The organism is Crocinitomix catalasitica ATCC 23190 (assembly GCF_000621625.1).
GTDB lineage: Bacteria > Bacteroidota > Bacteroidia > Flavobacteriales_D > Crocinitomicaceae > Crocinitomix > Crocinitomix catalasitica.
This window is the reverse complement of the sequence record NZ_JHXV01000009.1, coordinates 130,322-154,147: the sequence shown is the minus strand read 5'-3', so window position 1 is coordinate 154,147 and position 23,826 is coordinate 130,322. Positions and strand designations below refer to the sequence as shown.

Below are 23,826 nucleotides of genomic sequence, written 5' to 3'. Positions count from 1 at the left end.
ACAAAATTTTAAAAGAATTATGCACGCATAATTAAAAATATTCGTTAAATTTGAAGAAACACCTCAGAAAGAATGAATAAAGAACAATTAATAGAATTCCATGTAAGGAACAATTGGTTTAAGATCTCAAGGTATTACAATCAAGTTGCGTCCGAACATGATATGTCATTTTCTTGGGGTTTTATTATGTTGAATATTGAGAAAGAGGGTACGCCAAGTACAGCGCTAGGTCCGAAAATGGGCATGGAGCCTACTAGTTTATCCAGAACACTTCGTAATATGGAAGAGCGTGGTTTTATTTATAGAGAAAGTTCAAATACCGACAAAAGAAAGTCAATAGTTTTTCTTACACCTTTAGGGGTGCAAAAAAGAAAAGTGGCACGTGATGTTGTATTAGAATTCAACGAAAAACTATATAAGGAATTACCAAAGACAAAAGTAAAAGCGTTTTTTGAGGTGATGGAAAAAGTAGATACTGTATTGACAGGTTTATTAGATGATAAAAAATCGAGCACAATAATGAATGTGGATAATCAAACAGGATCAATCAATTAGAATTAAAAGACAATAAAAATGAATAGAAAGATTAGAAAAGTTGCAGTTTTAGGGTCAGGAGTTATGGGTTCAGCCATAGCTTGCCATTTCGCTAATATAGGTTGCAGTGTTTTATTGTTGGATATGGTTCCGCGTGAACTATCTGATAAGGAAAAAGCCAAAGGATTAACTTTAGAAGATAAGGTTGTTAGAAACCGCATGGTTAACGACTATCTAACAGCTTCAATAAAATCTAATCCTGCACCTCTTTATAAAAAGGAATTTGCAGGCAGAATTCAAACTGGGAATTTTGATGATGATTTTGAGAAGGTGAAAGATGTAGATTGGATTATCGAGGTTGTTGTTGAACGACTTGATATCAAGAAAATAATTTTTGAAAAAGTAGATAAATATAGAACACCGGGAACTTTAGTTTCTTCTAATACCTCTGGCATACCAATTCATTTGATGTTGGATGGTAGAAGTGATGATTTTCAGAAGCATTTTTGTGGAACACATTTCTTCAATCCTCCAAGATACTTGCGTTTATTAGAAATTATCCCAACACCTAAAACGGATCAAAGTATTGTTGATTTCTTTATGCACTATGGGGCAAGATTTTTAGGGAAGAAAACTGTATTGTGTAAAGATACGCCTGCATTTATTGCAAATAGAGTAGGTGTATATTCTATCATGTCTTTATTCCACTTAGTTGAAGAGATGGGCTTAACAGTCACTGAAGTTGATAAATTAACCGGTCCTGTTCTAGGGCGACCGAAATCAGCGACATTCAGAACTTGTGACGTGGTTGGATTAGATACTTTAGTTCACGTTGGTAATGGTCTGAAAGAAAATTGTCCAGAGGATGAAGCCAAAGCAAAATTTGAAATGCCAGGATTCATCAATCATATGGTTGATAATAAGTGGCTAGGTTCAAAAACAGGACAAGGTTTCTATAAGAAGGTTGTTAATGAAGGTAAAAAAGAAATTTTAGAACTGAATTTAAAAACGCTCGAATATCAATCGACAGAAAAAGCAAATTTCCCAATTCTTGCGCAAACTAAGGCAGTAGAGGATTTACCTACAAGAATTAAAATGCTATTCGGCGATAAAGACCGAGCAGGGGAGTTTTATCGCAAGAGTTTTAGTGGCTTGTTCGCTTATGTTTCGAATAGACTACCGGAAATTTCAGATGAATTATATAAGATTGATGACGCATTAAGAGCTGGTTTTGGATGGGAATTAGGCCCTTTCGAAACTTGGGATATTGTTGGTGTTGAAAAATCATTACCGATGATTGCTGCAGAAAATCATTCTGTTGCAAAATGGATTCAAGCCATGCTTGATAAAGGGATTAAATCTTTTTATAAAGTAGAAGATGGGGTGCGATATTTTTATGATGTTAAATCTGAATCTTATAAAGTCGTTCCAGGGACTGAAAATTTAGTCATTCTAGAAAATTTAAGAGACAGCAATACTGTTTGGAAGAACAACGATTGTCATTTGGTTGATTTAGGAGATGGAATTTTGAATCTTGAATTCCACACAAAAATGAATACAATTGGAGGTGGTGTTTTACAAGGCATTAATAAAGGAATAGAATTAGCGGAGAAAGATTACAAAGGCTTGGTTATTTCGAATAATGGCCAAAACTTCTCAGCTGGCGCAAATGTCGGTCTGATTTTTATGATGGCTGTTGAGCAAGAGTATGATGAGCTGAATTTTGCGATCAAACAATTTCAAGATACTATGATGCGTATTCGACACTCGGCTTGCCCAGTAGTTGTCGCACCGCACAATATGGCTTTAGGTGGAGGCTGTGAAATGTCGATGCATGCAGACAAAGTTGTTGCACATGCAGAATTATATATGGGCTTAGTTGAATTTGGCGTTGGACTTATTCCTGGTGGAGGCGGAACAAAAGAGTTCGCTAAAAGATTCTCTGATGAATTAAGAGAAGGGGATGTTCGAATCAATACGTTTAGAGAGAGTTTCTTAACGGTTGGTCAAGCAAAAGTTTCGACATCTGCTTATGAGGCATTCGATTTAGGTTATTTAAGAAAAGGAATTGATGAGGTAGTTATCGATCGAGATTATCAATTAACAAGAGCCAAAGAAGCTTGCTTGTCGTTGTTTAATGCCGGTTATACACAACCCGTAAAAGAACGTAATATCACAGTAATCGGACAAGAAGGATTAGGTATAGTTTATGTTGGAGCGGATTCTATGGCACATGGAAACTATATTTCTGAACATGATAAATATATTTCTGAGAAATTAGGTTTCGTTCTAGCAGGCGGAGATTTATCAGAACTTACACTTGTAGATGAACAGTATTTATTGGATCTAGAACGAAAAGCATTCCTTGATCTTTGTACAAAGAAAAAAACATTAGAAAGATTGCAAAGTATTATTACTAGCGGGAAGGTGTTGAGGAATTAGTCCTGAGTTGATAGTCTCTAGTCGGTAGTCATGAGTAAAAAAAGATATGAATAATTATAAAGAATTAGTAGTTTGGAAAAAATCAATGGATATGGTTGAAAAAGTATATCAATTGGTAAAAGGATTACTAGATTCTGAAAAGTTCAGTCTAACTTCTCAGATTACTCAGAGTGCTCTTTCAGTACCTTTAAATATTGCAGAAGGAGCAGGAAGGAAGAGTAATAAGGATTTTAGCCGTTTTTTAAGTATCGCTAATGCCTCATCCTACGAACTTGAGACTCAACTAATACTAATGGAAAGAATTTTTTCAATAAAAGTAAGTGAAGTATTAAATATATTGATTGAGATTCAAAAGATGATTTACTCACTTAACAAAACACTCACAATAAAAGAAACCTAATTGTTATCATTGGTCAAAAGCCTGTTGTTAACAACAAGTACTAAAGACTGATTACTAAAGGCTTAGGGCTAAAGACTAAAGACTAATTACTAAAGACTAATAAAATGAAAACAGCATATATAGTAAAAGCATATAGAACCGCAGTAGGAAAAGCCAATAAAGGCGGATTTAGATTTTCGCGACCAGATGATATGGCTGCTGTGGTAATTAAACAAATTCTTGATGAAGTTCCTCAATTGGATCATGAATTAATTGATGATGTTATTGTGGGGAATGCAATGCCTGAGGCTGAGCAAGGTTTAAATGTTGGTCGTTTTATCTCTTTGATGGGATTAAATACAGACAAAGTTCCTGGGATGACGGTGAATCGTTATTGTTCTTCTGGAATTGAAACAATGGCCATTGCAAAAGCGAAAATAGAGTCGGGACTTGCGGATATTATTATTGCAGGCGGAACAGAATCAATGTCTGCAATAGCAATGGGAGGTTGGCGAGTTGTGCCGAATGCAAAGATCTCTAAAGACCATGCCGATTGGTATTGGGGAATGGGAAATACAGCAGAGGAAGTAGCAAAACGTTTTAAAGTTTCTCGTGAACAACAAGATGAATTTGCCTTTAATTCACATATGAAAGCTTTAAAAGCACAAGCAGAGGGTAAATTCGATAAGGATATTATTCCTGTAAATGTAGATGAGGTATATATCGATGCGAACGGAAAACGTGCAGAAAGAACGAATGTCATTAAATTAGATGAAGGTCCAAGACCTGGAACTACAGTTGAGGCTTTGTCTCGTTTAAGACCCGTATTTGCTGCTGATGGTTCTGTCACTGCCGGGAATTCTAGTCAAATGTCTGATGGCGCAGCATTCTGTTTGATGATGTCTGAAGAGATGATGATAAAATTGAATTTAGAACCGATTGCAAGATTAGTTTCTTATAAAGTAGTAGGGGTGGAGCCTCGAATTATGGGAGTAGGACCTATCAAGGCTATTCCAGGTGCTGTTGAGATGGCTGGGTTAAAAATGAAGGATATTGATTTATTCGAATTGAACGAAGCTTTTGCTTCACAATCAGTTGCTGTAATTAGAGAGACTGGAATCGACCCTTCAATAGTGAATGTGAATGGAGGAGCAATTGCTTTAGGCCATCCACTTGGTTGTACGGGAGCAAAATTATCTGTACAAATTATGAATGAGTTAGAAAGACGTAAAGGTAAATATGGTGTTGTTACTATGTGTATTGGAACTGGTCAAGGTGCTGCAGGAGTAATTGAAATGATGTAATGGATTATCGAATAGGACAAGTTAATACTGACGCAATAAAAGCATTGAGGTATGAGGTATTATGGCCGCATTTAGAAAACGAGGCCGCATGTACAATTCAACCAGACAATGAGATAACGACATTTCATATAGCTGCAACACTGCAAGAAAATGTGATTGGCGTTTCAACATTAATTGTTGATGTAAATGAAAAATTTAAAACGAAGAATCAATATAGATTGAGAGCAATGGCTACTTCTCCAAAAGTGCGCGGCGCGGGAGTTGGAGCAGCCTTAATTAATGAGATTAAAAGTGAATTAAAAAGAAAAAACGTAGAATTATTGTGGTGCGATGCGCGATTGACCGCTACAGGGTTTTACGAAAAACTTGGCTTTAAAGTCAAAGGAAAAGTGTATGAAGTCCCAAATATCGGACCGCATAAATTAATGTTTATCGAATTATAAAAATTAAAACAATGGATACCAAGACACCAATTAAAGGAGGCGGATTTATCATTAATGAAACATCATGTAATGATATATTTACACCAGAAGATTATAATGAAGAGCAAGGAATGATTGCTCAAACTTGTTTGGATTTTGTCCAGCAACAAGTGAATTCTCAAATTGAGCAGATTGATGCAATGGAGCCAGGTCTTATGCCTAGCCTGATTGAAAAAGCAGGTGAACTAGGAATGCTTGGTATGTCTGTTCCTGCTGAATATGGTGGAATGGGGGTTGACTTTCCTACTTCTGTTTTAGCGACAGAATATTTAGGTAGAGGACATTCATTTTCTGTGGCTTATGGTGCACATACCGGTATTGGAACATTGCCGATTTTATATTACGGTACTGATGCGCAAAAAGAAAAATATATTCCAAAATTAGCAACCGGCGAATGGAAAGCTGCTTATTGCTTAACTGAACCGAGTTCGGGTTCGGATGCGAATTCAGGAAAAACAACCGCTAAATTAACGGATGATGGTCAACATTACATCGTTAATGGTCAAAAAATGTGGATTACAAATGCTGGTTTTGCAAATGTATTTACAGTTTTTGCGAAGATTGGCGATGATGATAATTTGACAGGATTTATTATTGAAGCAGATAGCGAAGGAATTACTTTAAACCCTGAAGAGAAGAAGATGGGAATCAAAGGATCTTCGACGAGACAAGTGTTTTTTAACAATGTTAAAATACCTGTTACAAACTTATTAGGCGAAAGAAATAAAGGATTTAAAATTGCAATCAATATTTTAAATATAGGTCGAATTAAATTAGCTGCAGGTGTATTAGGTGGAGCTAAAGAAGTAATCAATCATTCTGTAAAGTATGCGAATGAAAGAGAACAATTCGGTCGTGCTATTTCAAAATATGGTGCGATTAGACATAAAATAGCGGAGCAAGCGATTAAAACCTTTGCTCTAGAGTCTTCTGTTTACCGTGCTTCAGCAAATATTGATGAGGCTATAGCTCATTTAATAAGCGAAGGAATGGATAAGCAAAAAGCAACATTAAAGGGAATTGAAGAATTCGCTGCAGAATGTGCAATGTTGAAAGTTGTTGGTTCTGAAACGCTTGATTATTGTGTCGACGAAGGTGTTCAAATTTATGGTGGAATGGGATTTTCTGCTGAAGCACCTGTTGAAAGAGCTTATAGGGATTCAAGAATCAACCGAATTTTTGAAGGAACAAATGAGATCAATCGACTATTAACAGTTGATATGATTTTGAAAAAAGCAATGAAAGGTGAGCTCGATTTAATGGGCCCTGCACAAGCTGTTGCCAGTGAATTAATGAGTATTCCTGATTTCGCTGATCCTTCGGATGAATTGTTCGCAGAAGAGAAGAAATACATCGCCAACTTCAAAAAGGCGTTATTGATGGTTGCTGGAACGGCAGCGCAAAAATTAATGATGCAATTGTCGAAAGAGCAAGAGGTACTGATGAATATTGCAGATATCGTGAATGATATTTATGTAGCAGAATCAACTTTATTGCGTGTTGAAAAAATGATCAATAAAAGAGGTGAAGAAAACTGTGCGGAGTATAAAGCAATCGTGCAAACGTATATTTTTGATGCTGCAGACAGAATCCATGTTGCAGGAAAGAATGCTTTAATGGCTTTTGTTGAAGAGGATGAATTAACAATGATGTTAATGGGGCTTAGAAGATTCACAAAAGTTGCTCCTTTTAATACTAAGAATGCAAGACAATTAATTGCAAATACACTTATTGAAAAGAATGAATATTGTTTATCAGATGCGGTAAACTTATAATAGAAATAGTATAATCATTATCTAAAGCCTGCAAAGAATTAATCATTGCAGGCTTTTTTTGCGATTACAATTTAAACCGATTTATTTTTTGTTGGGACTCTGGTTGTAATTCATTTTTAATTAGATTTGAGTGATGGAAATTGGAAAAATAGCAGAAGAGACGTCGACCTGGGTGGACGAGTATTCCGATATGTTGTTTAATTATACCAAGGTAAGGGTTAACGACCATGAATTGGCAAAGGATTTAGTACAGGATACTTTTGTTTCTGCTTTGAAAGCTTATAGGGATTTTGAAGGTAAAAGCACTGTAAAGACTTGGCTGTTTTCTATTTTGAAGAGAAAAATAATTGATCATTGGCGAAAGCAAGAATCGCGCAAAACAAAACCTGTTTCTTATTTTGATCAAAGTGGATTAATGGGGACCAGTTTTCTTGAAAACCACCGACCACAAGGAAGATTAAATGAAATTGAAGCGAATATTGAGAATGAAGAATTAGGGGCTGCCTTGGCGGGATGCGTTGATAGTTTGCCCGATAAATGGAAGGGAATTGTTCGAGATAAGCTCATCGAAGATAAAAAAAGTGAAATTGTTTGTAATGAGCATGATATTACTGCGTCAAATTTATGGGTAATCATACACAGAGCTAAAATTCAGCTGCGTGATTGCCTAGAACATAAATGGTTTAAACAGTGAATTGCGAAAAAATAACATACCTTATTGAAAAAGGTCAATTAAAAGACCTTAAACTTTCAGAAAAGTTACGTATTAAGTTACATACTTATATGTGTAAATGCTGTTCGAATTATAGTAATGATTCAAAGGTATTACACACTTTACTTCAATCTTTGAATAAGGAAATTCCAGACGAGCAATTGACACAAGCTGAAAAGGATGAAATTAAACAAGCGATTAAATCCATGCAATAATTCTTTTAATAACGTTTTAATTTACGTTTTGCTTTAAATTTCTTATCTTTAAAGTCAAAACCTAACTTAAAAACTTATGAAATTATTATCTACAGCATTTGCTTTTGTCGCTATTCTATCTTTTTCATTTGTATCTTTCTCACAATGGGAATATGTTGGCAATGATAATTTTTCTGCAGGAGGTCTTAGTGGTGCTTGTTTAGAAATCAATCAAGAAACAGGTGTCCCTTATATTTCTTATTATGATAATGAAGCTATTGTACCACAGTTATATGTCAAGAAATTAGTTGACGGAATTTGGACAGACTTAAGTGATGAGATTATTTCTGAATTTCCAATATCTTGGTTACATAATTTTAAAATTAATCCAGTGGACCATTTGCCATATTTACTCTATCGAGATACAGATTCTGCTTACGTCAAAAAGTTTAATGGAGATGAATGGGAACAGGTAGGAAGGGCATTCTTATCAAGTGGCCACAGACATGGATTGGATTTTGATAAACGTACAGGAACCCCTTATGTGTTTATACGACTTGAATTCGATGATATCGATTATGAAATAGAGGGGGAAGGCTATAATCCTTATAAAGTTTTCAAATTGGTTGATGGTGAATGGAATGTTTTTGGAGCAACTGCATTTGGTGGAAATCCGCTTGACTATAGAACATTGATAATAAATGAAGCTGAAGAAGTCTTTGTTTGCGGGGATGATGCAGGGGCAGTTAATTATCACAGTAAATTTAGTCCAGAAGGCACATTGACCACGCTTCCAAATATGAATTCAGTTTTTGCTCCTTGTATTAATAGTTCATTCAATAATAGATTATTATATTCTGAATCAGATAATTTACTTTACGATGTTGTATTCAATACTTATACAGGAATGTGTCCCGATGTTATAATGTCTTCTTTCGCCGTATCTACTTGGAATGGTGATAGCTGGACGAATATAGGTGGAGGTGAAGAAGATGAAGATATAAATATATTCGCACATGCCTATGGTGGAGATATAATGATGAATGAAACTACCGGTGAAGTTTGGTTGTTATACACACAATTTGATAATGAAACATCTAATATTGTGATGAATCTAAAAAGTTGGAATGGATCTGAATGGGAAGATGTTGTTGATCCGGAAATTGTTGGGAATGTAATTGATAGAGAGGGTTATGAAATGATGCAAGCCGATACAAAAGGTTTTCAGATTTATCAAGCCGAGCAAAAGGTATATGGAATTGTTCATTCAAGGGTAGACGGTAAAATATCAGTTGTCTCTTATGGTCCTGATGAGCCAAGTGCAATAGAAAATATCGCGCATGAAATAAAAATATATAAAGGAGCTGATAAAGGTGAGTTTATCTTAGAAACTGAAATGAAAATTGATCAAATTACTGTCTATTCGATTGATGGAAGTTTAATTGTTCAAAATGATCAACCTAATCAAGGCATTAATACGGTTAACCTTATAAAATCAGGTGTTTATATTGTCACTTTAATCAATGATAATCAAGAAAGAGTTTCAAAGAAATTAGTTGTGCAATAATACAGTATTGCCCTGATCATAGCTATATAGTTTAAATTGCTATTAATTGATTTATAACTTTTTGAAATAATTGAGAAATAAAATCAAATCAGTTAAAGTTTCACAAATCTAACGTACATTAGATAAAAAATTAAAACTTAGAATCATGGCAAAAAGTCAAGACGCGAAGAAAACCGCAAAGAAAGAGCCTTTAAAATCAGCTAAAGAAAAGAAAGCTGAAAAAAGAGCTAAAAAAGCTGGGAAATAATTCCACTGTTATCTTAAGATAGTGCATTTCTGAAATTGATTTCGTTATGCCTATCTTATATAATTTAATTTTTGAATTTCGTTTTTACAGTATCATAAGCAATTTTTCTATTACCGTAATAATCAATGATACTCCAACTTGGTCCAGGCCAACAATCATTCAATTGCCAAAAAAGTGTGCCCATACAATGTGGTTCTGCCGCTAAATGTGCCTCAATTGCTTTGCCCAAAGCAATGCTCTGAACCTTTTGGCTCTTCATTATAAAATCTTCAAAGGAATCTGAGGGGGCATAATAACGTTCAATTTCTTGTTGAATTAAGCCATTCCCAACATAACTTTTCTGTCTGTTTTTCATCACTGCTGACTGTAAATATCGACTGCTATCTTTGGTAAACAGCTTAATAGTTTCCATCGAAGGGTATGATTGAAATCCATATTCAACCATAAAACGTCCAATATTCTTTACATAATCGTCGAAATTATCTTTCCCATGCCATACACCCCAATAATGCATGGAGCTATGATTGAAATTTTCAGGTGTTCCCCAATTGCTCAAAGGTGAAGTGCGCGTATAATTGACTAGAGGATTATAAGTATCAATTATTTGTGGAATAATCGTGTCGAAAATGCTGAGGTAATTATGCCAAATTTCTACAGAATCCGTTGTGGAATAATCAAATTGTTTTTGCCAACCCCAATTGTTCCATGCGACTTCTATTTCGTTATTTCCGCACCATAGCGCAATACAAGGGTGATTCCGCAATCGAATGATGTTCTGTTTGACTTCTTCGCTTACATTGGCTTTAAAAGCTTTGTCACCTGGATACATACTTCCAGCGAACATGAAGTCTTGCCAAACAAGAATTCCGTTTTGGTCGCATAAATCATAAAAGAAATCACGCTCGTAAATCCCACCGCCCCAAACTCGAATCATATTGATGTTTAATTCCTTAATTTGATTGATGAGTTTGATGTATCGGGCAGAATCAACGCTTGGCAAAAACAGATCTTGAGGTATGTAATTCGCACCTTTCATAAAAATGGGCTTTCCATTCAACTTAAAGTAAAACGATGTACCAATTTTATCAGGTTCGTTAATTAATTCAATTGTTCTGATGCCTACCTTTTGAATCAGACTGTCAATACAATTTTCCCCATGCAATAACTTGATTGGATACTCGTAAATATAAGGATCTCCTAAACCATTACATTCCCATAATTTGGGGTTCTTCACATTAATATCGAATTGAATTGTTTTTTGACCAGATGCAATTGGTTTTAATTCATTCTCAATTTGGATGAATAATTGATTGTTTTCTTCTATTTTGGCGTCAATTTGTATGATAAATCTCAATTTTGCTAAAGAATCGCTAATTGAGATAGTTTGTACTTGTACATTTTCGATTTCGACTCCATTCCACGAATTTATGGAAACCGGTCTCCAAATTCCTGCAGTGACAAATCGTGGTCCCCAATCCCAACCAAAATGATAAGCGGCTTTTCTTGTATAGGAACTAACTTGAATGTCGCCTTTTTCATTTCCCGAAGGCAATTTATAGTTGGCTGATTGAACAATTGCTTTATTGTGTGCAATCGGAGATTCAAAAACAATCAATAACTCATTCTTCCCAATAATCAGATTTTCTTTTATATCCTTTTTCCACGACCGAAACATATTGTCTGCTTTGAGCAGGAGTGATCCATTTAGATAGACCTTGGCATAAGTGTCCAAGCCTTCAAAATCAATGGTAATATTCTCAAATTCGAGCTGTTTTTCATCTACTAAAAATTCGTTTTTATACGACCAGGATTCGTTTTCAATCCATTGCAATTCTAATTCGTTGTTTTCCCAATAAGGATCTTCAATTAATTGATTCGCCAATAAATCGGTATGCACAACTCCTGGAACTGTCGCCGGAAACCATTCCATTTTATCCGTTTGCTTAAAAGTCCATTCCGCAGACAATTGGATTTTGTGTGTTGGAATTTGATTCGAATTTTCACAACGAATTATAAATACTAAAGCAAATAGAATGATTAAATATTTCATCCTCTAATGAGTTGATGAATAGCTTTAATTTTATTTGAATTTATTGATACATTATTTCCCATTCCAAAACCGCTAAGTGCTGCAGTTTTTAGGTCACCGGAAAAATGAATAGCATCGACATTTGCAGACGTAAAAAGTTTGGCATTTTCAGCATTAATTCCACTTCCAGCCATTATTTGTATACGATTTTCAGCAGTTTTAACGAGCGTACGAATCAATTCAAGCCCATTTTCAGCCTTTTCTTGACCCCCAGAAGTCAAAATGCGATCAATTCCAATGTCAATAAGCTGGTTGAGCGCTTCAATAGGGTTTAATACAAAATCAAAAGCACGGTGAAATGTGACTTCTAATCCTATATTTTTTGCCTGTTCCGTCAATAAATTTGTATGTTGAAAGTCAATCTCGTTGGTTGCTGTCAGACAACCGAAAACTACGCCATGTGCGCCCGCTAATTTGACTTTTTCAATATCGTTTGACATTATTTTCATGTCCTCAGCTGAATAAACAAAGTCACCTGCTTTATGGCGAATCATTACATGAGTTTCGCATTTGCTTTGTGCTACGCAAGCTTCAATTAATCCAAAACTTGGAGTCAATCCACCTAAATCTAAAGCAGAACAAAGTTCTATGCGATCAATTTTTAGTTCGCCTGCAAATACGGCGGTAGCAATGCTCTCTGTGCATATCTCTAATTTCATTTGACAATTAATTCATCTGTAAATAGCCATGTTCCTGCACCTGCAGCCTCATGCCAATCAGGAACTTTTTTTAAATGTTTAGCGGTTATTTTTAAGGTTTTTAGTTCAATAGGATCGAAATCAAGTTTAAATTCTTCAATAATTTTACCGCGTTCTTTTGGATTTGTTTTAGCCTTAATTGTGCCGATTGGAAAATATTTTACGCCATCTTTAGATCCTGTGATCATCAATTCTTCAGGCATAAAGATCCACGAATTAGAATATTGATAAAAATGCGTTGAAAAGTGGCTGATTTTGGTCAAGTCTTTAAATTCCATGATGGTTGCGAATCCTGTTTCCCAGAACCCTTGCCAGTTCTCATCCTTAAAATCGGCTGAGCCTAATTTCCCATCAACAAGTGCTGTTTTACCGCCCGCATGGTATTGTTCAGCAAATTCAGTTGTATAATTGATTGTCGTACCGATGCCTGAATGATATGCAAAAACATATTGAATTAAAGTTCCATATTTTTCCTTGTTTTTATAAGGTTGAATAAATAGTGTATCTGATTGTGTAAGGGAAATTTCTTTTGTCAGTTCCGTAAAAGCACTGTTTTTGCCCCATTTATATTCCATGGATATCTCATCATTTCCAGGTTCGCCTGAAATATGAACAATTCCTTCTTCAATATTGATAGATATTTTACCAGGTAGACCTTCTAATCCATAAGCGACATTAAAGTATTTTAAGTAATGGTAATGTGTAGATAATCTACTTTGAAAATCAGCATAGTTTTGTTGCGCAAGATCAGTCCAAAGTACTTCGGCTATTGCTAACATTCTAGGGAAAACCTTTGCATCTAAAGCTTTTTCATCAGGAATATGTTCAGACCATAGATTACATTCACTACCCAGAATAAATTGATGTTTATCCTTCGCTAAATCCGCAGGAATTGGATTGAATGTATATACTTTCTTTAAATCGATTGATTTTAAATCATAATCGAAATAGCAATGACTGGTTGGAGACATAATTGCGTATTGATTGGCATTAGCTGCTGTAATTCCACCGTCAAAACCTCTCCAACTTTGAACAGTTGCGGTAGGAGATAAACCGCCTTCAAGAATCTCGTCCCAGCCAATTATCTTTCGTCCATTTTTATTCAAAAACTTTTCAATGCGATGAATAAAATAGGATTGTAATTCATGTTCATCTTTTAACGATTCGTTCGCAATTCTTTTTTGACATTTATCACAATGTTCCCATCTGAATTTTGGTGCTTCGTCACCACCTATATGAATGTACTGACTTGGGAATAATTCCATCACTTCAGTCAATACAGTTTCTAGAAAGTCAAATACGGTATCATTTCCGGCACAATAGATTTCTTTAAAAACGCCCCAATCATTCACAACATCAACAGAATCGCCAGTGCAAGATAGGTGAGGGTAGGATGCAATTGCAGCTTGTGCATGCCCTGGTAATTCAATTTCGGGAATGATGGTGATGTTTCTATCGGCTGCGTACTTTACTATTTCTCTAATATCATCTTTCGTATAAAAGCCGCCATATCTTTCTCCATTGGCTTCTATTCGCCAAGCACCAACTTCCGTTAGTTGAGGGAAGGCATCAATTTCAATCCGCCAACCTTGATCCTCGGTTAAATGCCAATGCAACACATTCATTTTATAAAAAGCGAGTAAGTCGATGTATTTTTTAACGGTTGTCTTCTCAAAAAAGTGACGGGCACAATCCAAAAGCATTCCACGGTGACTAAATTTTGGTGCATCACTTATTTTTAAACAAGGTAAAAACCATTGGTCTCTTTTTTCTTTAGCGAAGAATTCGGGTACAAATAATTGTTTTAAGGTTTGAATAGCATGCCCTTTTGCTGCATTCGTTTTACCATTTATTTCAACTTTATGTTTGTCAATACTTAAAATATATCCCTCTTGGTTAGCTGTTTTTATCATGCTATTCAAGAAGATATAAGAAGTATATTTGAGGGACTGATCAGTATTGTTGATGATCACTATCTCAGGCGTGAAATTCGAAGATTCACGAATAGCTTCTTGTAATAAACTGGCCGTAATTTTTGATGTTGGATAGGTTAGAATTACTGTTTCTTGGTCCAATTTAAAATAACCATCAAGAACTTCCAACTCGCTTACTTGCGGAATGATGTCAATTTCACCTGCTGATTTAAAAATAATATTTTCATTGATTCGATGACTACAACTTGTGATGAAGAGTACGAAGAAAGCCAGCAATAATCTACCATTCATTCTCATAAGTAGCATCAATTAATTCGTGTGTGTCTTTTTTGGTGAGCGCATAATTAAATCCTGCAAATACACTATGTGCCCCAACTTCTCCATTATTATTCATGGCTAAGAAACCAACCTGTAAGCCTGTGATATCCTTATGTTTAGCTATGATTCGATTGACAGCTATTTCACAAGCCTCTTGTGGTGATTTTCCATGTCGCATCAATTCTACAACCGTTGCACTTCCAGCAATACGAATAACAGCTTCTCCCAAGCCAGTTGCACATGCACCGCCAACTTCGTTATCAACAAATAATCCTGCGCCAATTATAGGAGAATCTCCAATGCGACCGTGTAATTTATAAGCCCACCCACTGGTAGTACAAGCACCAGAAATATTTCCATCAGCATCCATGGCCAACATTCCTATAGTATCGTGATTTTCTGAATTAATTTCAGGCTTTTTTAAATCCTCAGATGCTTTCCATTCTTCCCAAAGAGTTTTTGATTCAGGTGTCAACAAATCTATTTTAGGAAAACCCTTTTCAATAGCAAAATCGTATGCACCTTGACCAACAAGCATCACATGTGGTGTGTCTTCCATTACTTTACGAGCAACAGAAATGGGATGTTCTATATCTGTCAAACAACCTACTGCACCACATTCGTTTTCGTGGTTCATGATACATGCATCTAAAGTTACAATACCATCTCGATCTGGTAAGCCACCAATACCAACACTTCTATTGTCTTTTTCTGACTCCGTAATTCTCACGCCTTGTTCAACAGCGTCTAAGGCCGTTCCTTTATTCGACAATACCTTCCATGCTCCTTGATTGGCATCCAACCCATGAATCCAAGTAGAAATAACAATAGGTTTATTCAATTGCGGTTTTGGGACAATCGGTTTATCGATAGCTTTATTCTCGGTAGCTTGAACGCAGCCAGCTAATAGAATTCCACCTGTTGCCAATGCACTGGTTTTTAAGAATTTTCTTCTGCTCATTTTAGTTCAGTTAAATGCAAATGATTACTGATAGCTAAAATATAGATTTTAGTTTAAGGATCATCAAGAATTAATCACTTAGTGAGTAGAACGATAAAATAATTGGCAATAGTCTAGTGGACCATATTAATCCCCGTAAAGTTTTGAGGATTTATTTCATTCAATTCAGCTTTAATAGCATCAGAAACATCTAAAGTACTTATGAATTCTGCGATACTATCTGCAGTAATCGAAGTATTGGTTCTTGTTAAACCTTTTAACGCTTCGTAAGGTTTAGGATAACCTTCACGACGTAAAATAGTTTGAATTGCTTCAGCAACCACAGCCCAGTTTTGCTCTAAGTCAGCTGCCAATTTACCTTCGTTTAATAAAAGTTTATTCAAACCTTTAAGTGTCGAATGTAAAGCAATAACTGTGTGGCCAATTGGAACGCCTACATTTCTTAATACAGTTGAATCGGTTAAATCTCTTTGTAATCTTGAAACAGGTAATTTAGCAGCTAAATGTTCAAAAAGTGCATTCGCTAGACCAATATTTCCTTCAGAATTTTCAAAATCTATAGGATTAACTTTATGTGGCATAGCAGAAGAACCGATCTCACCATCTTTTATTTTTTGTTTGAAATAATCCATAGAAATATATGTCCACATATCTCTATTTAAATCCAAAATAATTGAATTGATTCGTTTCATTGCATCAAACAAAGCAGCGGCATTATCATAATGCTCAATTTGCGTTGTTGTTTGGCTACGTTCAATTTTCAATGTATTGTTGACGAAATTATTTGCAAAAGCAACCCAATCCTTTTCAGGATAAGCTACAAAATGCGCATTCATATTTCCTGTTGCTCCACCAAATTTGGCAGAAAAAGGAACAGCTAATAATTGTCTTTTTTGAATGTCTAAACGTTCAACAAAAACGAAAATTTCTTTTCCTAAACGAGTAGGAGAAGCCGGTTGTCCATGCGTACGTGCTAACATTGGAATCTCTTTCCAAGCTTGCGACAAATCATTCAATGTATGAATCAATTCATCTAGAAGTGGAATATATTCTTCATGTACAGCATCACGTAAACTTAAAGGAACAGCTGTATTGTTTATGTCTTGAGAAGTTAATCCAAAATGAATAAACTCTTCGTATTTATCTAAATCTAGCGCAGCTAGTTTATCTTTTATGAAATACTCAACCGCTTTTACATCGTGGTTGGTCGTTTTTTCGATATCCTTAATTTTTTCAGCATCGGCTTCAGTAAAATCAGTATAGATTCTTCTTAACGCCTCAATTCTGTCTTTAGGGAAATCGCTTAATGCTTTAATGTCATTTTCAGTTAACGCAATAAAATATTCGATCTCAACAGTTACACGATATTTGATTAATGCAAATTCAGAAAAATAATTAGCTAATTTTTCAACTTTGCTTCTGTATCTCCCGTCGATAGGAGAAATGGCAGTTAAAGCATTCATTTTTTATCTTTTTAATAAGCGGCAAAGATAGTTAAAACAAAGGATTAAAGCTAGTCAGCCCCTCGGAAAACGTTGGAATATAATTTTGATCGACCGATGTGGTGCGATTTACAGCATTAAGTCAGGACTAGGGAAATAAATTATTCTCAGTCGTTCATCAAGGTTTCAATAATTTTCTCCATTGTGAAACCTTCAGCTTCTGCACGATAATTACGTACAATACGATGTCTTAAAATTGCAAATGCAACAGCTTTAACATCTTCAATATCTGGAGAATATTTCCCTTTCATTGCTGCATGACATTTTGCGCCAATAATCAAATATTGTGAAGCTCTTGGTCCTGCACCCCAATCCAAATACTTCTCTGTTAAAGGATGCGTGAATTCACTGTTCTTACGTGTTTTTCCGACTAGTTTAACGGCATATTCGTACACCAATTCAGGCACGGGAATTCGTCGAACTAAATTTTGAAAATACATAATTTCTTCACCTGAAAGAACTTTATTTAATTGACTACTTGTATCACTTGTAGTGTTTTTAACAATCGCAATTTCTTCGGCATATGTTGGATAATCTACCCAAATATTGAACATAAAACGGTCTAACTGTGCTTCAGGTAAAGGATATGTTCCTTCTTGCTCAATTGGGTTTTGTGTCGCCAATACAAAGAAAGGTTTGTCTAAATCGTAACGTTGACCAGCAGCTGTAACCGTTTTTTCCTGCATTGCTTCTAGTAAAGCCGCTTGCGTTTTTGGCGGTGTTCTATTGATCTCATCTGCTAAAACAATATTGGCAAAAATTGGCCCTTTTATAAATTTAAAAGTTCTGTTTTCGTCAAGAATTTCCGAACCTACTATATCTGAAGGCATCAAATCAGGTGTAAACTGAATTCGTTTAAACGACAAGCCTAATGCATCAGAAATTGTTTGAATTAATAATGTTTTAGCCAAACCAGGAACACCTACAAGTAGACTGTGACCACGACTGAATATTGACATGATTACTTGATTTACCACGTCATCTTGCCCGACAATAACCTTGTGAATTTCTGCTTTTAATACTTGAAATTTTTTCGCTAGAAGATCAATACCTTCTTTATCTGATAATTGTTGCATAGTTTATTTTAGAGGTATAAAAATAGCAAAAGCAATCGACACTGTAAGAGGAATAGAAGATAAGTTTTTGAATTTAAGCTTTTTTAAAAATCAAGAACTCAAATTGGCAATCGTTTGATGCGCTTATCTTCGAATCACTATTTGTTTTAAGATATTCAGTTAATATTTTTGTTTCAATGAAATGTCAAACTTTTGAAAAGAGAGTTTAGTAGAATATGATAATAGTTCGAATTCCTAACAATATCAGTTATTCTTTCATTATTACCCTTTTTTAATTTTCATTTGACTGAATAAATAACCAAAAACAGCTCCTAAAAGGCCACCAATAATATGTGTCGTATGTGATATATTATCATCTTGAAAAAAGCCCAGAATCTCTTTGCCCAAATAAATGATCACAATCAAAATAAAGGTCAGTGGAATTTGATTATTCTTAAAATTAGCCATAGAGACCAATAGAATCAACATGAATACAATACCACTAGCTCCTAACAATGCAGAATTTGAAAAACTAATATGAATTAAAGAGGTTACCACAGCGGTAATAAGAATCATGAATATCATGTTTTTACTTCCGTACTTTTCTTCAACTATTGGTCCTAATAACAAAATTAACGCCAAGTTGCCCATTAAATGATTGCTACTCGCGTGGCCAACAGTGTTAGAGAATAATCTAAAGTACCATTCAAAATGACTAAAGTCCCAAACAGGAAATAAGATAAATGCCGACTTAAATAAGCCAAGTGGACCGGTTAGGATATAAACAGCTGCACTAATAAAGGAAAACGTTAATATTGCGGGAGAATTAAATGTGATTTTCATAGTATTGACCGAAATACTTTAATTATTTTTGTAAAATGAATATCAAATATAGATTAAATAGCTTTGTTTTTATTGGTGTTTTAATTTTTATTTCAACTATAAATAGTAATGCTTTTGCACAGATTACTGGTGGTGAAATCGAACAGACTTCTACAGAGGACGAGAAACTAGATAAAAAGAAGAATAAAGAATCGAAAGTTAAAACTGAAAAAGACAGTTTAACAGGAAGTACTTATTTTCTTACGGGATTAATACAGAACTCGTATCGAACATTTCAAGACGAATCGGTTTTTAACAAGTATGAAAAATTAAAAGACGAAGAATCCGCAATTTCTGGGGGATTCTCTATTGGTACCTATATTCCATTAAATCAGAATTTCTCATTGGGAATAGGATTTAGTTATTTTACAAATGCTGAGGCATATAATTATAAGGATGAGGCAACGGATTCTACTTTTCACTATAAAAATAATTATCGTCAAATCGGTATTCCTGTTAAGTTACAATACACAGTGGGGGATAAATTTCAGTTCTTCGGAGCACTTGGAATCACACCGTTGAACATTATAAATATCAATTATAAAAGTAATTATACGATCGACTCAGGGATAGAATATGAGAATGACGATGAAGTTATTAAAGAAGGCTTTGTAAGTATTAATTTTATGGCAACAGCAAGTATTGGTTTGAATTATTATTTCAATGAAAGAATAGGATTGACGCTTTATCCTGAATTTAGACGTCATTTATTAAACACCTATGGCAATGATACATTTAGACGAGTGCATAAGATGTTTGCAACAAGTATAAATTTCGGATTTAATGTTAGAATGTAATTATAAAGCTTCTAACTGCTTTAAAGTTTCTAATACTTGAGGGATAATTAATTGAGATTCGTCATTGACAATAACATAATCAGCTAAAGGTATTTTCTTTTCATCAGGCCACTGTTTACTCATTCTAGCTAAAACCTGTTCTTCAGTAACATTATCTCGTTTTTTAATACGTGTAATGCGTAAATCAATTGGACTGGTAACTAGAATCGTATTTGAGAATCGTTGGTAAGAGTTCGTTTCAAAGAGAATGGCAGCTTCATTAAAAACAAGATTGGAAGATTGTTGGCTTGCCCAAGATTTAAATTCGGCTTGTACTGCTGGATGTACAATCGCATTTATAGATTCCAATAATTTTTGATTTCCAAAAATTGATTCGGCTATGAAAGGTTTGTTATAAACACCATTAATATAGGCAGATTCACCAAAAATGGCAGTAATTTGATTAATTACAGAAGAGTCGGTCGACAAAATATTTTTGGCAACTTTATCGGAATTAAATACAGGATAACCTAGAGTTTGTATAATGCCGCAAATCATTGATTTCCCAGCACCAATTCCACCGGTTATCCCGATTGATCTCATAATAGAATTAAATTTCTTCTACTTCAATCATTTCAAAAGGTAGATCGATTATCGCTTGATAATCTTCACCTGCTTCAGCCATATCTTCATCATCTTCCTCAAAATACCAGTTCACTTTAACTGCAGTGCCTTGTTTGTTTAAAGTTTCTAATTGTTTAAATAAATCTAAAATACACTTTGAAGAAGATGTATTAAAATACTCTAGTTTAATATCAACAGTCGTTTCACCGATTGGATTCGTTGCATATCCATCAATCCAATCATTTAGCGGTTTATAAAATTCAATTGAATTTTCAGGAATAGATCTTCCTTTCAATTCAAGCTTACCACTTTTTGAATCAAATTTTACTGTTGGAGTTTTAGCAGATCCTTCTAGATTTAAATTTTCCATAATTCATTTTTATTAATCAGCGATTTTAACCGAAAGGCTAAAAAAAGTTAAGTCTTTATTTATTTCTAAGAAGTTGAATTCAAGGCTTTTTCCTGATTTTCTAGCAATGTCAATCATTCCTAATCCAGCCGTCCCTTTTTCAGACATTGTTCCTTGAATTAATACTTCCTTATAATATGTTTTTAATTCTTCAGAACTCATACTATTGATAAGTCCTAATTTATTCTCTAAGTTTTCTACCTCGGCATTTTTCATGTAATTACCAGTCGTAATGGTATACATATTATTTGTTTTGGCAATCATAAACAAAGAGCTGTTTTCTTCTCTATTACCATCATCTATTTCATCTAAATCAATATGATGGTAAAGATTCTGCAAACATTCGACCAAAATATTAAAAACTTTCTTCTTAATTTTTGGTGTTTCCTCTAGACGATCCATTTTAGTCTCCATGATCTGAAGAATGGACGTTAACAATTCAGACGTCATGACACCTTGAAAAGCTAGAATCACATTCTTCTTTTCTAGCATTTGGTATATGTCGTAAACAGTCTTCACTTAGTTTTAATCCTTCTCGCAAATATATAAATTAAAATTCCATTCTGAATCAATCAATATTGATATTTTTCAACCAGTTACTAAAGAGAAAGATTCATACTCCAAATTCATTTTTTTGCTTTAAGGTCAGGATATTTGGCTTAGATTTAAATCTATTGTACTTTTGTGCTCAAATTTATAAGCATGCAGGAGTGGTTTGAATCTTGGTTTGATACACATTATTACCATATTTTATATAAAAATAGGGACCATGAAGAAGCTGAGCTTTTCATTCGGAATTTATTCAATTATTTAAATTTGAGTGAAGACAAATCTGTTTTGGATTTGGCATGTGGTAAGGGACGACACAGTATTCTTGTGAATTCTTTAGGGTTCAAAACAACTGGGGTTGACCTTTCTGAAGAGAGCATTCTAACAGCGAAAGAAAGTAGTAATGATCGCTTAGATTTCTTCGTTCATGATATGCGTTTACCAATGCAAAACAGATCGTTTGATTTAGTGCTAAATTTATTCACAAGCTTCGGATATTTCAATAATGATTCAGAAAATTTGCAAGTTTTTGATTCTATTTCGTCTTACTTAAACGCTGATGGTTTATTGGTGATTGATTTTTTTAATGCGATAAAAGTCAAAAAAGATATGCTTGCAGTCGAAGTGAAAGAGATAGAAGGAATCAAATTTGAAATTAAAAAGTCTGAGCAGAATGGGTTTATAATTAAGGATATAAATTTTAACGACAAAGGAAGGGATTTTACCTTTCAAGAACAGGTTCAAGCATTAGAATTAGAAGATTTTGAGCGATTGCTAACTAAAGCAAACTTTAGAATTAAAGAAACTTTTGGTAATTATCAGTTAGACAATTTTGATAAGGATGCGGAAAGATTAATTATTATTGCTGAAAAATTATAATAATGGAAATAGTAGAACAATTAATTACTTTAATTGGCTCCGTAATTATTGGAGGTTTATTGGTCTCGATTTTAAAGAAATCTACCAATATTAAATTGCTTTTATCATTTAGCGGTGGATTTCTATTGACCATTATTTTTACCCATATCTTGCCCGATTCTTATACCTCATTTCCCAATACAGGTATATTCATCTTGATTGGATTTTTATTGCAATTAATTCTAGAATACTTCTCAAAAGGGGCAGAACATGGACATACACATATTCATAGCAATGAAATTTTAAAGCATTTTCCAATAGCTATTTTCTTAAGTTTATGTCTTCACGCCTTTCTAGAAGCTATACCTTTAAATCATGGCGGACATCACCATGTCGACAACCTTTTTTGGGGTGTTTTTTTGCATAAAATTCCAGTTGCTGTAGCCCTAAAAACAATTTTAGATGTTTCGGGGATGTCTAAAAAGGCAAGTTGGTTCTATTTATTGGTTTTTGCTTTAATGGCACCTTTAGGTTTAGTTTTAGGCGAATGGCTTGCAACTGCTGTTAATATGTCTTTAAACTGGCTATTGTCAATAGCAATAGGTATGTTTTTCCATGTGGCTACCACAATTATTTTCGAATCAAGTGAGGGACATAAAATTAACTTTCTGAAGTTAGTTGCGATTATAGCTGGATTTGCTGTTGGATTATTGATGTAATGTAGTATAACAATTCGATTTGATCTGCTTACATCAAAAATAACAATGACATAAACAAAATTTATCATGGCATAAATAAAAATGATAAATATTCATTCAAATTCTGTGTATCTTTGCATAAGTATAAATTAGATATAAAAACATAAAAAAAATGGGAGTATTAGTAGGTAAAAAAGCACCTTCGTTTTCTGCACCAGCAGTAATTAATGGCGGAGAAGTTGTAGAAAATTTTTCATTGGATCAATTTATTGGGAAAAATGAAGTGATTTTATTCTTTTATCCAAAGGATTTCACATTTGTTTGCCCGAGTGAATTACATGCTTTTCAATCTAAATTGGATGAATTCGAAAAACGAGGCGTAAAAATCGTTGCTTGTTCAACAGATACAGAAGAATCTCACTGGGGTTGGTTGCAAATGTCTAAAAATGATGGTGGAATTAAAGGTGTAACTTATCCAATTATCGCTGACACAAATAAGACAATTGCTGATGCTTATGATGTTTTATTAGGTGAGTATGATTATGATATGGACGGTCGTTTAGTAGCGTCTGATACAATGATCGCATATAGAGGATTATTCTTAATTGACAAAGCAGGTGTTGTTCGTCATCAAATTGTTAATGATTTACCTTTAGGTAGAAACGTTGATGAAGCAATTAGAATGGTAGATGCATTACAGTTTACAGAAGAGCACGGTGAGGTTTGTCCTGCAAACTGGCAAAGTGGTGAGTCAGGAATGACTGCTTCTCACAAAGGTGTTGCTGATTATTTAGCTAAAAACTAGATAAATAATTCATATAATATTTTAAAGCTTCT

At 34.4% G+C, this 23,826-nt stretch carries 23 protein-coding genes; 13 read left to right on the top strand and 10 right to left on the bottom strand.

The annotated features are described in order from the left end of the window. Positions 1-72: 72 nt before the first annotated feature. The 9 genes from T367_RS0107565 to T367_RS0107525 all read left to right on the top strand — a co-directional run bounded on the left by T367_RS0107565 (position 73) and on the right by T367_RS0107525 (position 9,389). Complete coding sequence (locus T367_RS0107565) at positions 73-555, top strand: MarR family winged helix-turn-helix transcriptional regulator (protein WP_027419300.1); 483 nt, start codon at positions 73-75, stop codon at positions 553-555. A gap of 18 nt (positions 556-573) precedes the next feature. After that, positions 574-2,976: a 3-hydroxyacyl-CoA dehydrogenase/enoyl-CoA hydratase family protein gene (locus T367_RS0107560; protein ID WP_027419299.1), complete on the top strand. Its 2,403-nt coding sequence runs from the start codon at positions 574-576 to the stop codon at positions 2,974-2,976. Positions 2,977-3,022: 46 nt separating this feature from the next. Beyond that, positions 3,023-3,376, top strand: a complete 354-nt coding sequence (locus T367_RS0107555; protein WP_027419298.1) for a four helix bundle protein — start codon at positions 3,023-3,025, stop codon at positions 3,374-3,376. A gap of 104 nt (positions 3,377-3,480) precedes the next feature. Further along, on the top strand, positions 3,481-4,659 hold the full coding sequence (locus T367_RS0107550) for an acetyl-CoA C-acyltransferase (RefSeq protein WP_027419297.1): 1,179 nt from the start codon (positions 3,481-3,483) through the stop codon (positions 4,657-4,659). Beyond that, positions 4,659-5,102 (top strand): GNAT family N-acetyltransferase, encoded by a 444-nt coding sequence (locus T367_RS0107545; RefSeq protein WP_027419296.1) that lies wholly within the window; start codon positions 4,659-4,661, stop codon positions 5,100-5,102. The genes T367_RS0107550 and T367_RS0107545 overlap by 1 nt, the downstream gene beginning before the upstream one ends. An 11-nt stretch (positions 5,103-5,113) precedes the next feature. Beyond that, positions 5,114-6,916, top strand: coding sequence for an acyl-CoA dehydrogenase family protein (locus T367_RS0107540; protein ID WP_211252691.1), 1,803 nt, complete (start codon positions 5,114-5,116; stop codon positions 6,914-6,916). 133 nt (positions 6,917-7,049) lie between these two features. After that, positions 7,050-7,610 (top strand): sigma-70 family RNA polymerase sigma factor, encoded by a 561-nt coding sequence (locus tag T367_RS0107535; protein WP_027419294.1) that lies wholly within the window; start codon positions 7,050-7,052, stop codon positions 7,608-7,610. Beyond that, the gene (locus tag T367_RS21740) at positions 7,607-7,843 is read left to right on the top strand and encodes a hypothetical protein (RefSeq protein WP_035842875.1); all 237 of its coding nucleotides are present in this window, start codon (positions 7,607-7,609) and stop codon (positions 7,841-7,843) included. The genes T367_RS0107535 and T367_RS21740 overlap by 4 nt, the downstream gene beginning before the upstream one ends. Before the next feature lie 76 nt (positions 7,844-7,919). Next, positions 7,920-9,389: a T9SS type A sorting domain-containing protein gene (locus T367_RS0107525; RefSeq protein ID WP_027419293.1), complete on the top strand. Its 1,470-nt coding sequence runs from the start codon at positions 7,920-7,922 to the stop codon at positions 9,387-9,389. A 311-nt stretch (positions 9,390-9,700) separates the two neighbouring features. Here the strand turns inward: T367_RS0107525 and T367_RS21735 are convergent, their stop codons facing one another. The 7 genes from T367_RS21735 to T367_RS0107485 form a co-directional block, all read right to left on the bottom strand. After that, the gene (locus T367_RS21735; protein WP_051568432.1) at positions 9,701-11,686 is read right to left on the bottom strand and encodes a glycoside hydrolase family 2 protein; all 1,986 of its coding nucleotides are present in this window, start codon (positions 11,684-11,686) and stop codon (positions 9,701-9,703) included. Continuing rightward, the gene (locus tag T367_RS0107510; protein ID WP_027419292.1) at positions 11,683-12,384 is read right to left on the bottom strand and encodes a copper homeostasis protein CutC; all 702 of its coding nucleotides are present in this window, start codon (positions 12,382-12,384) and stop codon (positions 11,683-11,685) included. Before T367_RS0107510 ends, T367_RS21735 begins: the two co-directional genes overlap by 4 nt. Further along, positions 12,381-14,663 carry a beta-N-acetylhexosaminidase gene (locus tag T367_RS0107505; protein WP_084274346.1) on the bottom strand — a complete coding sequence of 761 codons (2,283 nt, stop codon included), beginning with the start codon at positions 14,661-14,663 and terminating at the stop codon, positions 12,381-12,383. The genes T367_RS0107510 and T367_RS0107505 overlap by 4 nt, the downstream gene beginning before the upstream one ends. Then, complete coding sequence (locus tag T367_RS0107500) at positions 14,638-15,636, bottom strand: isoaspartyl peptidase/L-asparaginase (protein WP_027419290.1); 999 nt, start codon at positions 15,634-15,636, stop codon at positions 14,638-14,640. Before T367_RS0107500 ends, T367_RS0107505 begins: the two co-directional genes overlap by 26 nt. 113 nt (positions 15,637-15,749) lie before the next feature. Then, positions 15,750-17,099 (bottom strand): adenylosuccinate lyase, encoded by a 1,350-nt coding sequence (gene purB, locus T367_RS0107495; RefSeq protein ID WP_027419289.1) that lies wholly within the window; start codon positions 17,097-17,099, stop codon positions 15,750-15,752. 146 nt (positions 17,100-17,245) lie between these two features. After that, entirely contained in the window at positions 17,246-18,214 is a 969-nt protein-coding gene (locus T367_RS0107490) for an AAA family ATPase (RefSeq protein WP_027419288.1), read from the bottom strand. A gap of 261 nt (positions 18,215-18,475) precedes the next feature. Next, positions 18,476-19,036: a rhomboid family intramembrane serine protease gene (locus T367_RS0107485; protein WP_027419287.1), complete on the bottom strand. Its 561-nt coding sequence runs from the start codon at positions 19,034-19,036 to the stop codon at positions 18,476-18,478. A 35-nt stretch (positions 19,037-19,071) separates the two neighbouring features. Here T367_RS0107485 and T367_RS0107480 point away from each other — a divergent pair, with 35 nt between their 5' ends. Continuing rightward, positions 19,072-19,872, top strand: a complete 801-nt coding sequence (locus tag T367_RS0107480) for an outer membrane beta-barrel protein (RefSeq protein ID WP_027419286.1) — start codon at positions 19,072-19,074, stop codon at positions 19,870-19,872. Here the strand turns inward: T367_RS0107480 and coaE are convergent, their stop codons facing one another. The 3 genes from coaE to T367_RS0107465 are packed head-to-tail and all read right to left on the bottom strand — an operon-like array spanning position 19,873 to position 21,403. Continuing rightward, positions 19,873-20,454 carry a dephospho-CoA kinase gene (gene coaE / locus T367_RS0107475; protein WP_035842872.1) on the bottom strand — a complete coding sequence of 194 codons (582 nt, stop codon included), beginning with the start codon at positions 20,452-20,454 and terminating at the stop codon, positions 19,873-19,875. Between the two features lie 7 nt (positions 20,455-20,461). Then, a complete protein-coding gene (locus tag T367_RS0107470; RefSeq protein WP_027419284.1) occupies positions 20,462-20,845 on the bottom strand; it encodes a DUF1987 domain-containing protein in 384 nt (127 codons plus the stop codon). Positions 20,846-20,857: 12 nt separating this feature from the next. After that, positions 20,858-21,403: a SiaB family protein kinase gene (locus T367_RS0107465; RefSeq protein ID WP_027419283.1), complete on the bottom strand. Its 546-nt coding sequence runs from the start codon at positions 21,401-21,403 to the stop codon at positions 20,858-20,860. 183 nt (positions 21,404-21,586) lie between these two features. On the opposite strand from T367_RS0107465, the gene T367_RS0107460 reads away from it, so the two are divergent. From T367_RS0107460 to T367_RS0107450, 3 genes are all read left to right on the top strand, one after another. After that, positions 21,587-22,312: a class I SAM-dependent DNA methyltransferase gene (locus T367_RS0107460; RefSeq protein ID WP_051568430.1), complete on the top strand. Its 726-nt coding sequence runs from the start codon at positions 21,587-21,589 to the stop codon at positions 22,310-22,312. A 2-nt stretch (positions 22,313-22,314) separates the two neighbouring features. After that, on the top strand, positions 22,315-23,010 hold the full coding sequence (locus T367_RS0107455; protein ID WP_035842869.1) for a ZIP family metal transporter: 696 nt from the start codon (positions 22,315-22,317) through the stop codon (positions 23,008-23,010). Positions 23,011-23,161: 151 nt separating this feature from the next. Then, positions 23,162-23,794 carry a peroxiredoxin gene (locus T367_RS0107450; RefSeq protein ID WP_027419280.1) on the top strand — a complete coding sequence of 211 codons (633 nt, stop codon included), beginning with the start codon at positions 23,162-23,164 and terminating at the stop codon, positions 23,792-23,794. Positions 23,795-23,826: the final 32 nt, after the last annotated feature.

Excerpts from the sequence above, each read along its gene's own strand:
- T367_RS0107540 (WP_211252691.1), top strand. The coding sequence starts at position 5,114 with ATGGATACCAAGACACCAATTAAAGGAGGCGGATTTATCATTAATGAA.
- purB (WP_027419289.1), bottom strand. The coding sequence starts at position 17,099 with ATGAATGCTTTAACTGCCATTTCTCCTATCGACGGGAGATACAGAAGC.
- T367_RS0107555 (WP_027419298.1), top strand. The coding sequence starts at position 3,023 with ATGAATAATTATAAAGAATTAGTAGTTTGGAAAAAATCAATGGATATG.
- T367_RS0107550 (WP_027419297.1), top strand. The coding sequence starts at position 3,481 with ATGAAAACAGCATATATAGTAAAAGCATATAGAACCGCAGTAGGAAAA.
- T367_RS0107535 (WP_027419294.1), top strand. The coding sequence starts at position 7,050 with ATGGAAATTGGAAAAATAGCAGAAGAGACGTCGACCTGGGTGGACGAG.
- T367_RS0107490 (WP_027419288.1), bottom strand. The coding sequence starts at position 18,214 with ATGCAACAATTATCAGATAAAGAAGGTATTGATCTTCTAGCGAAAAAA.
- T367_RS0107560 (WP_027419299.1), top strand. The coding sequence starts at position 574 with ATGAATAGAAAGATTAGAAAAGTTGCAGTTTTAGGGTCAGGAGTTATG.
- T367_RS0107470 (WP_027419284.1), bottom strand. The coding sequence starts at position 20,845 with ATGGAAAATTTAAATCTAGAAGGATCTGCTAAAACTCCAACAGTAAAA.
- T367_RS0107485 (WP_027419287.1), bottom strand. The coding sequence starts at position 19,036 with ATGAAAATCACATTTAATTCTCCCGCAATATTAACGTTTTCCTTTATT.
- T367_RS0107565 (WP_027419300.1), top strand. The coding sequence starts at position 73 with ATGAATAAAGAACAATTAATAGAATTCCATGTAAGGAACAATTGGTTT.
- T367_RS0107510 (WP_027419292.1), bottom strand. The coding sequence starts at position 12,384 with ATGAAATTAGAGATATGCACAGAGAGCATTGCTACCGCCGTATTTGCA.
- T367_RS0107500 (WP_027419290.1), bottom strand. The coding sequence starts at position 15,636 with ATGAGCAGAAGAAAATTCTTAAAAACCAGTGCATTGGCAACAGGTGGA.
- T367_RS0107450 (WP_027419280.1), top strand. The coding sequence starts at position 23,162 with ATGGGAGTATTAGTAGGTAAAAAAGCACCTTCGTTTTCTGCACCAGCA.
- T367_RS0107505 (WP_084274346.1), bottom strand. The coding sequence starts at position 14,663 with ATGCTACTTATGAGAATGAATGGTAGATTATTGCTGGCTTTCTTCGTA.
- T367_RS0107455 (WP_035842869.1), top strand. The coding sequence starts at position 22,315 with ATGGAAATAGTAGAACAATTAATTACTTTAATTGGCTCCGTAATTATT.
- T367_RS0107480 (WP_027419286.1), top strand. The coding sequence starts at position 19,072 with ATGAATATCAAATATAGATTAAATAGCTTTGTTTTTATTGGTGTTTTA.
- T367_RS0107460 (WP_051568430.1), top strand. The coding sequence starts at position 21,587 with ATGCAGGAGTGGTTTGAATCTTGGTTTGATACACATTATTACCATATT.
- T367_RS21735 (WP_051568432.1), bottom strand. The coding sequence starts at position 11,686 with ATGAAATATTTAATCATTCTATTTGCTTTAGTATTTATAATTCGTTGT.
- T367_RS0107525 (WP_027419293.1), top strand. The coding sequence starts at position 7,920 with ATGAAATTATTATCTACAGCATTTGCTTTTGTCGCTATTCTATCTTTT.
- T367_RS0107545 (WP_027419296.1), top strand. The coding sequence starts at position 4,659 with ATGGATTATCGAATAGGACAAGTTAATACTGACGCAATAAAAGCATTG.
- coaE (WP_035842872.1), bottom strand. The coding sequence starts at position 20,454 with ATGAGATCAATCGGGATAACCGGTGGAATTGGTGCTGGGAAATCAATG.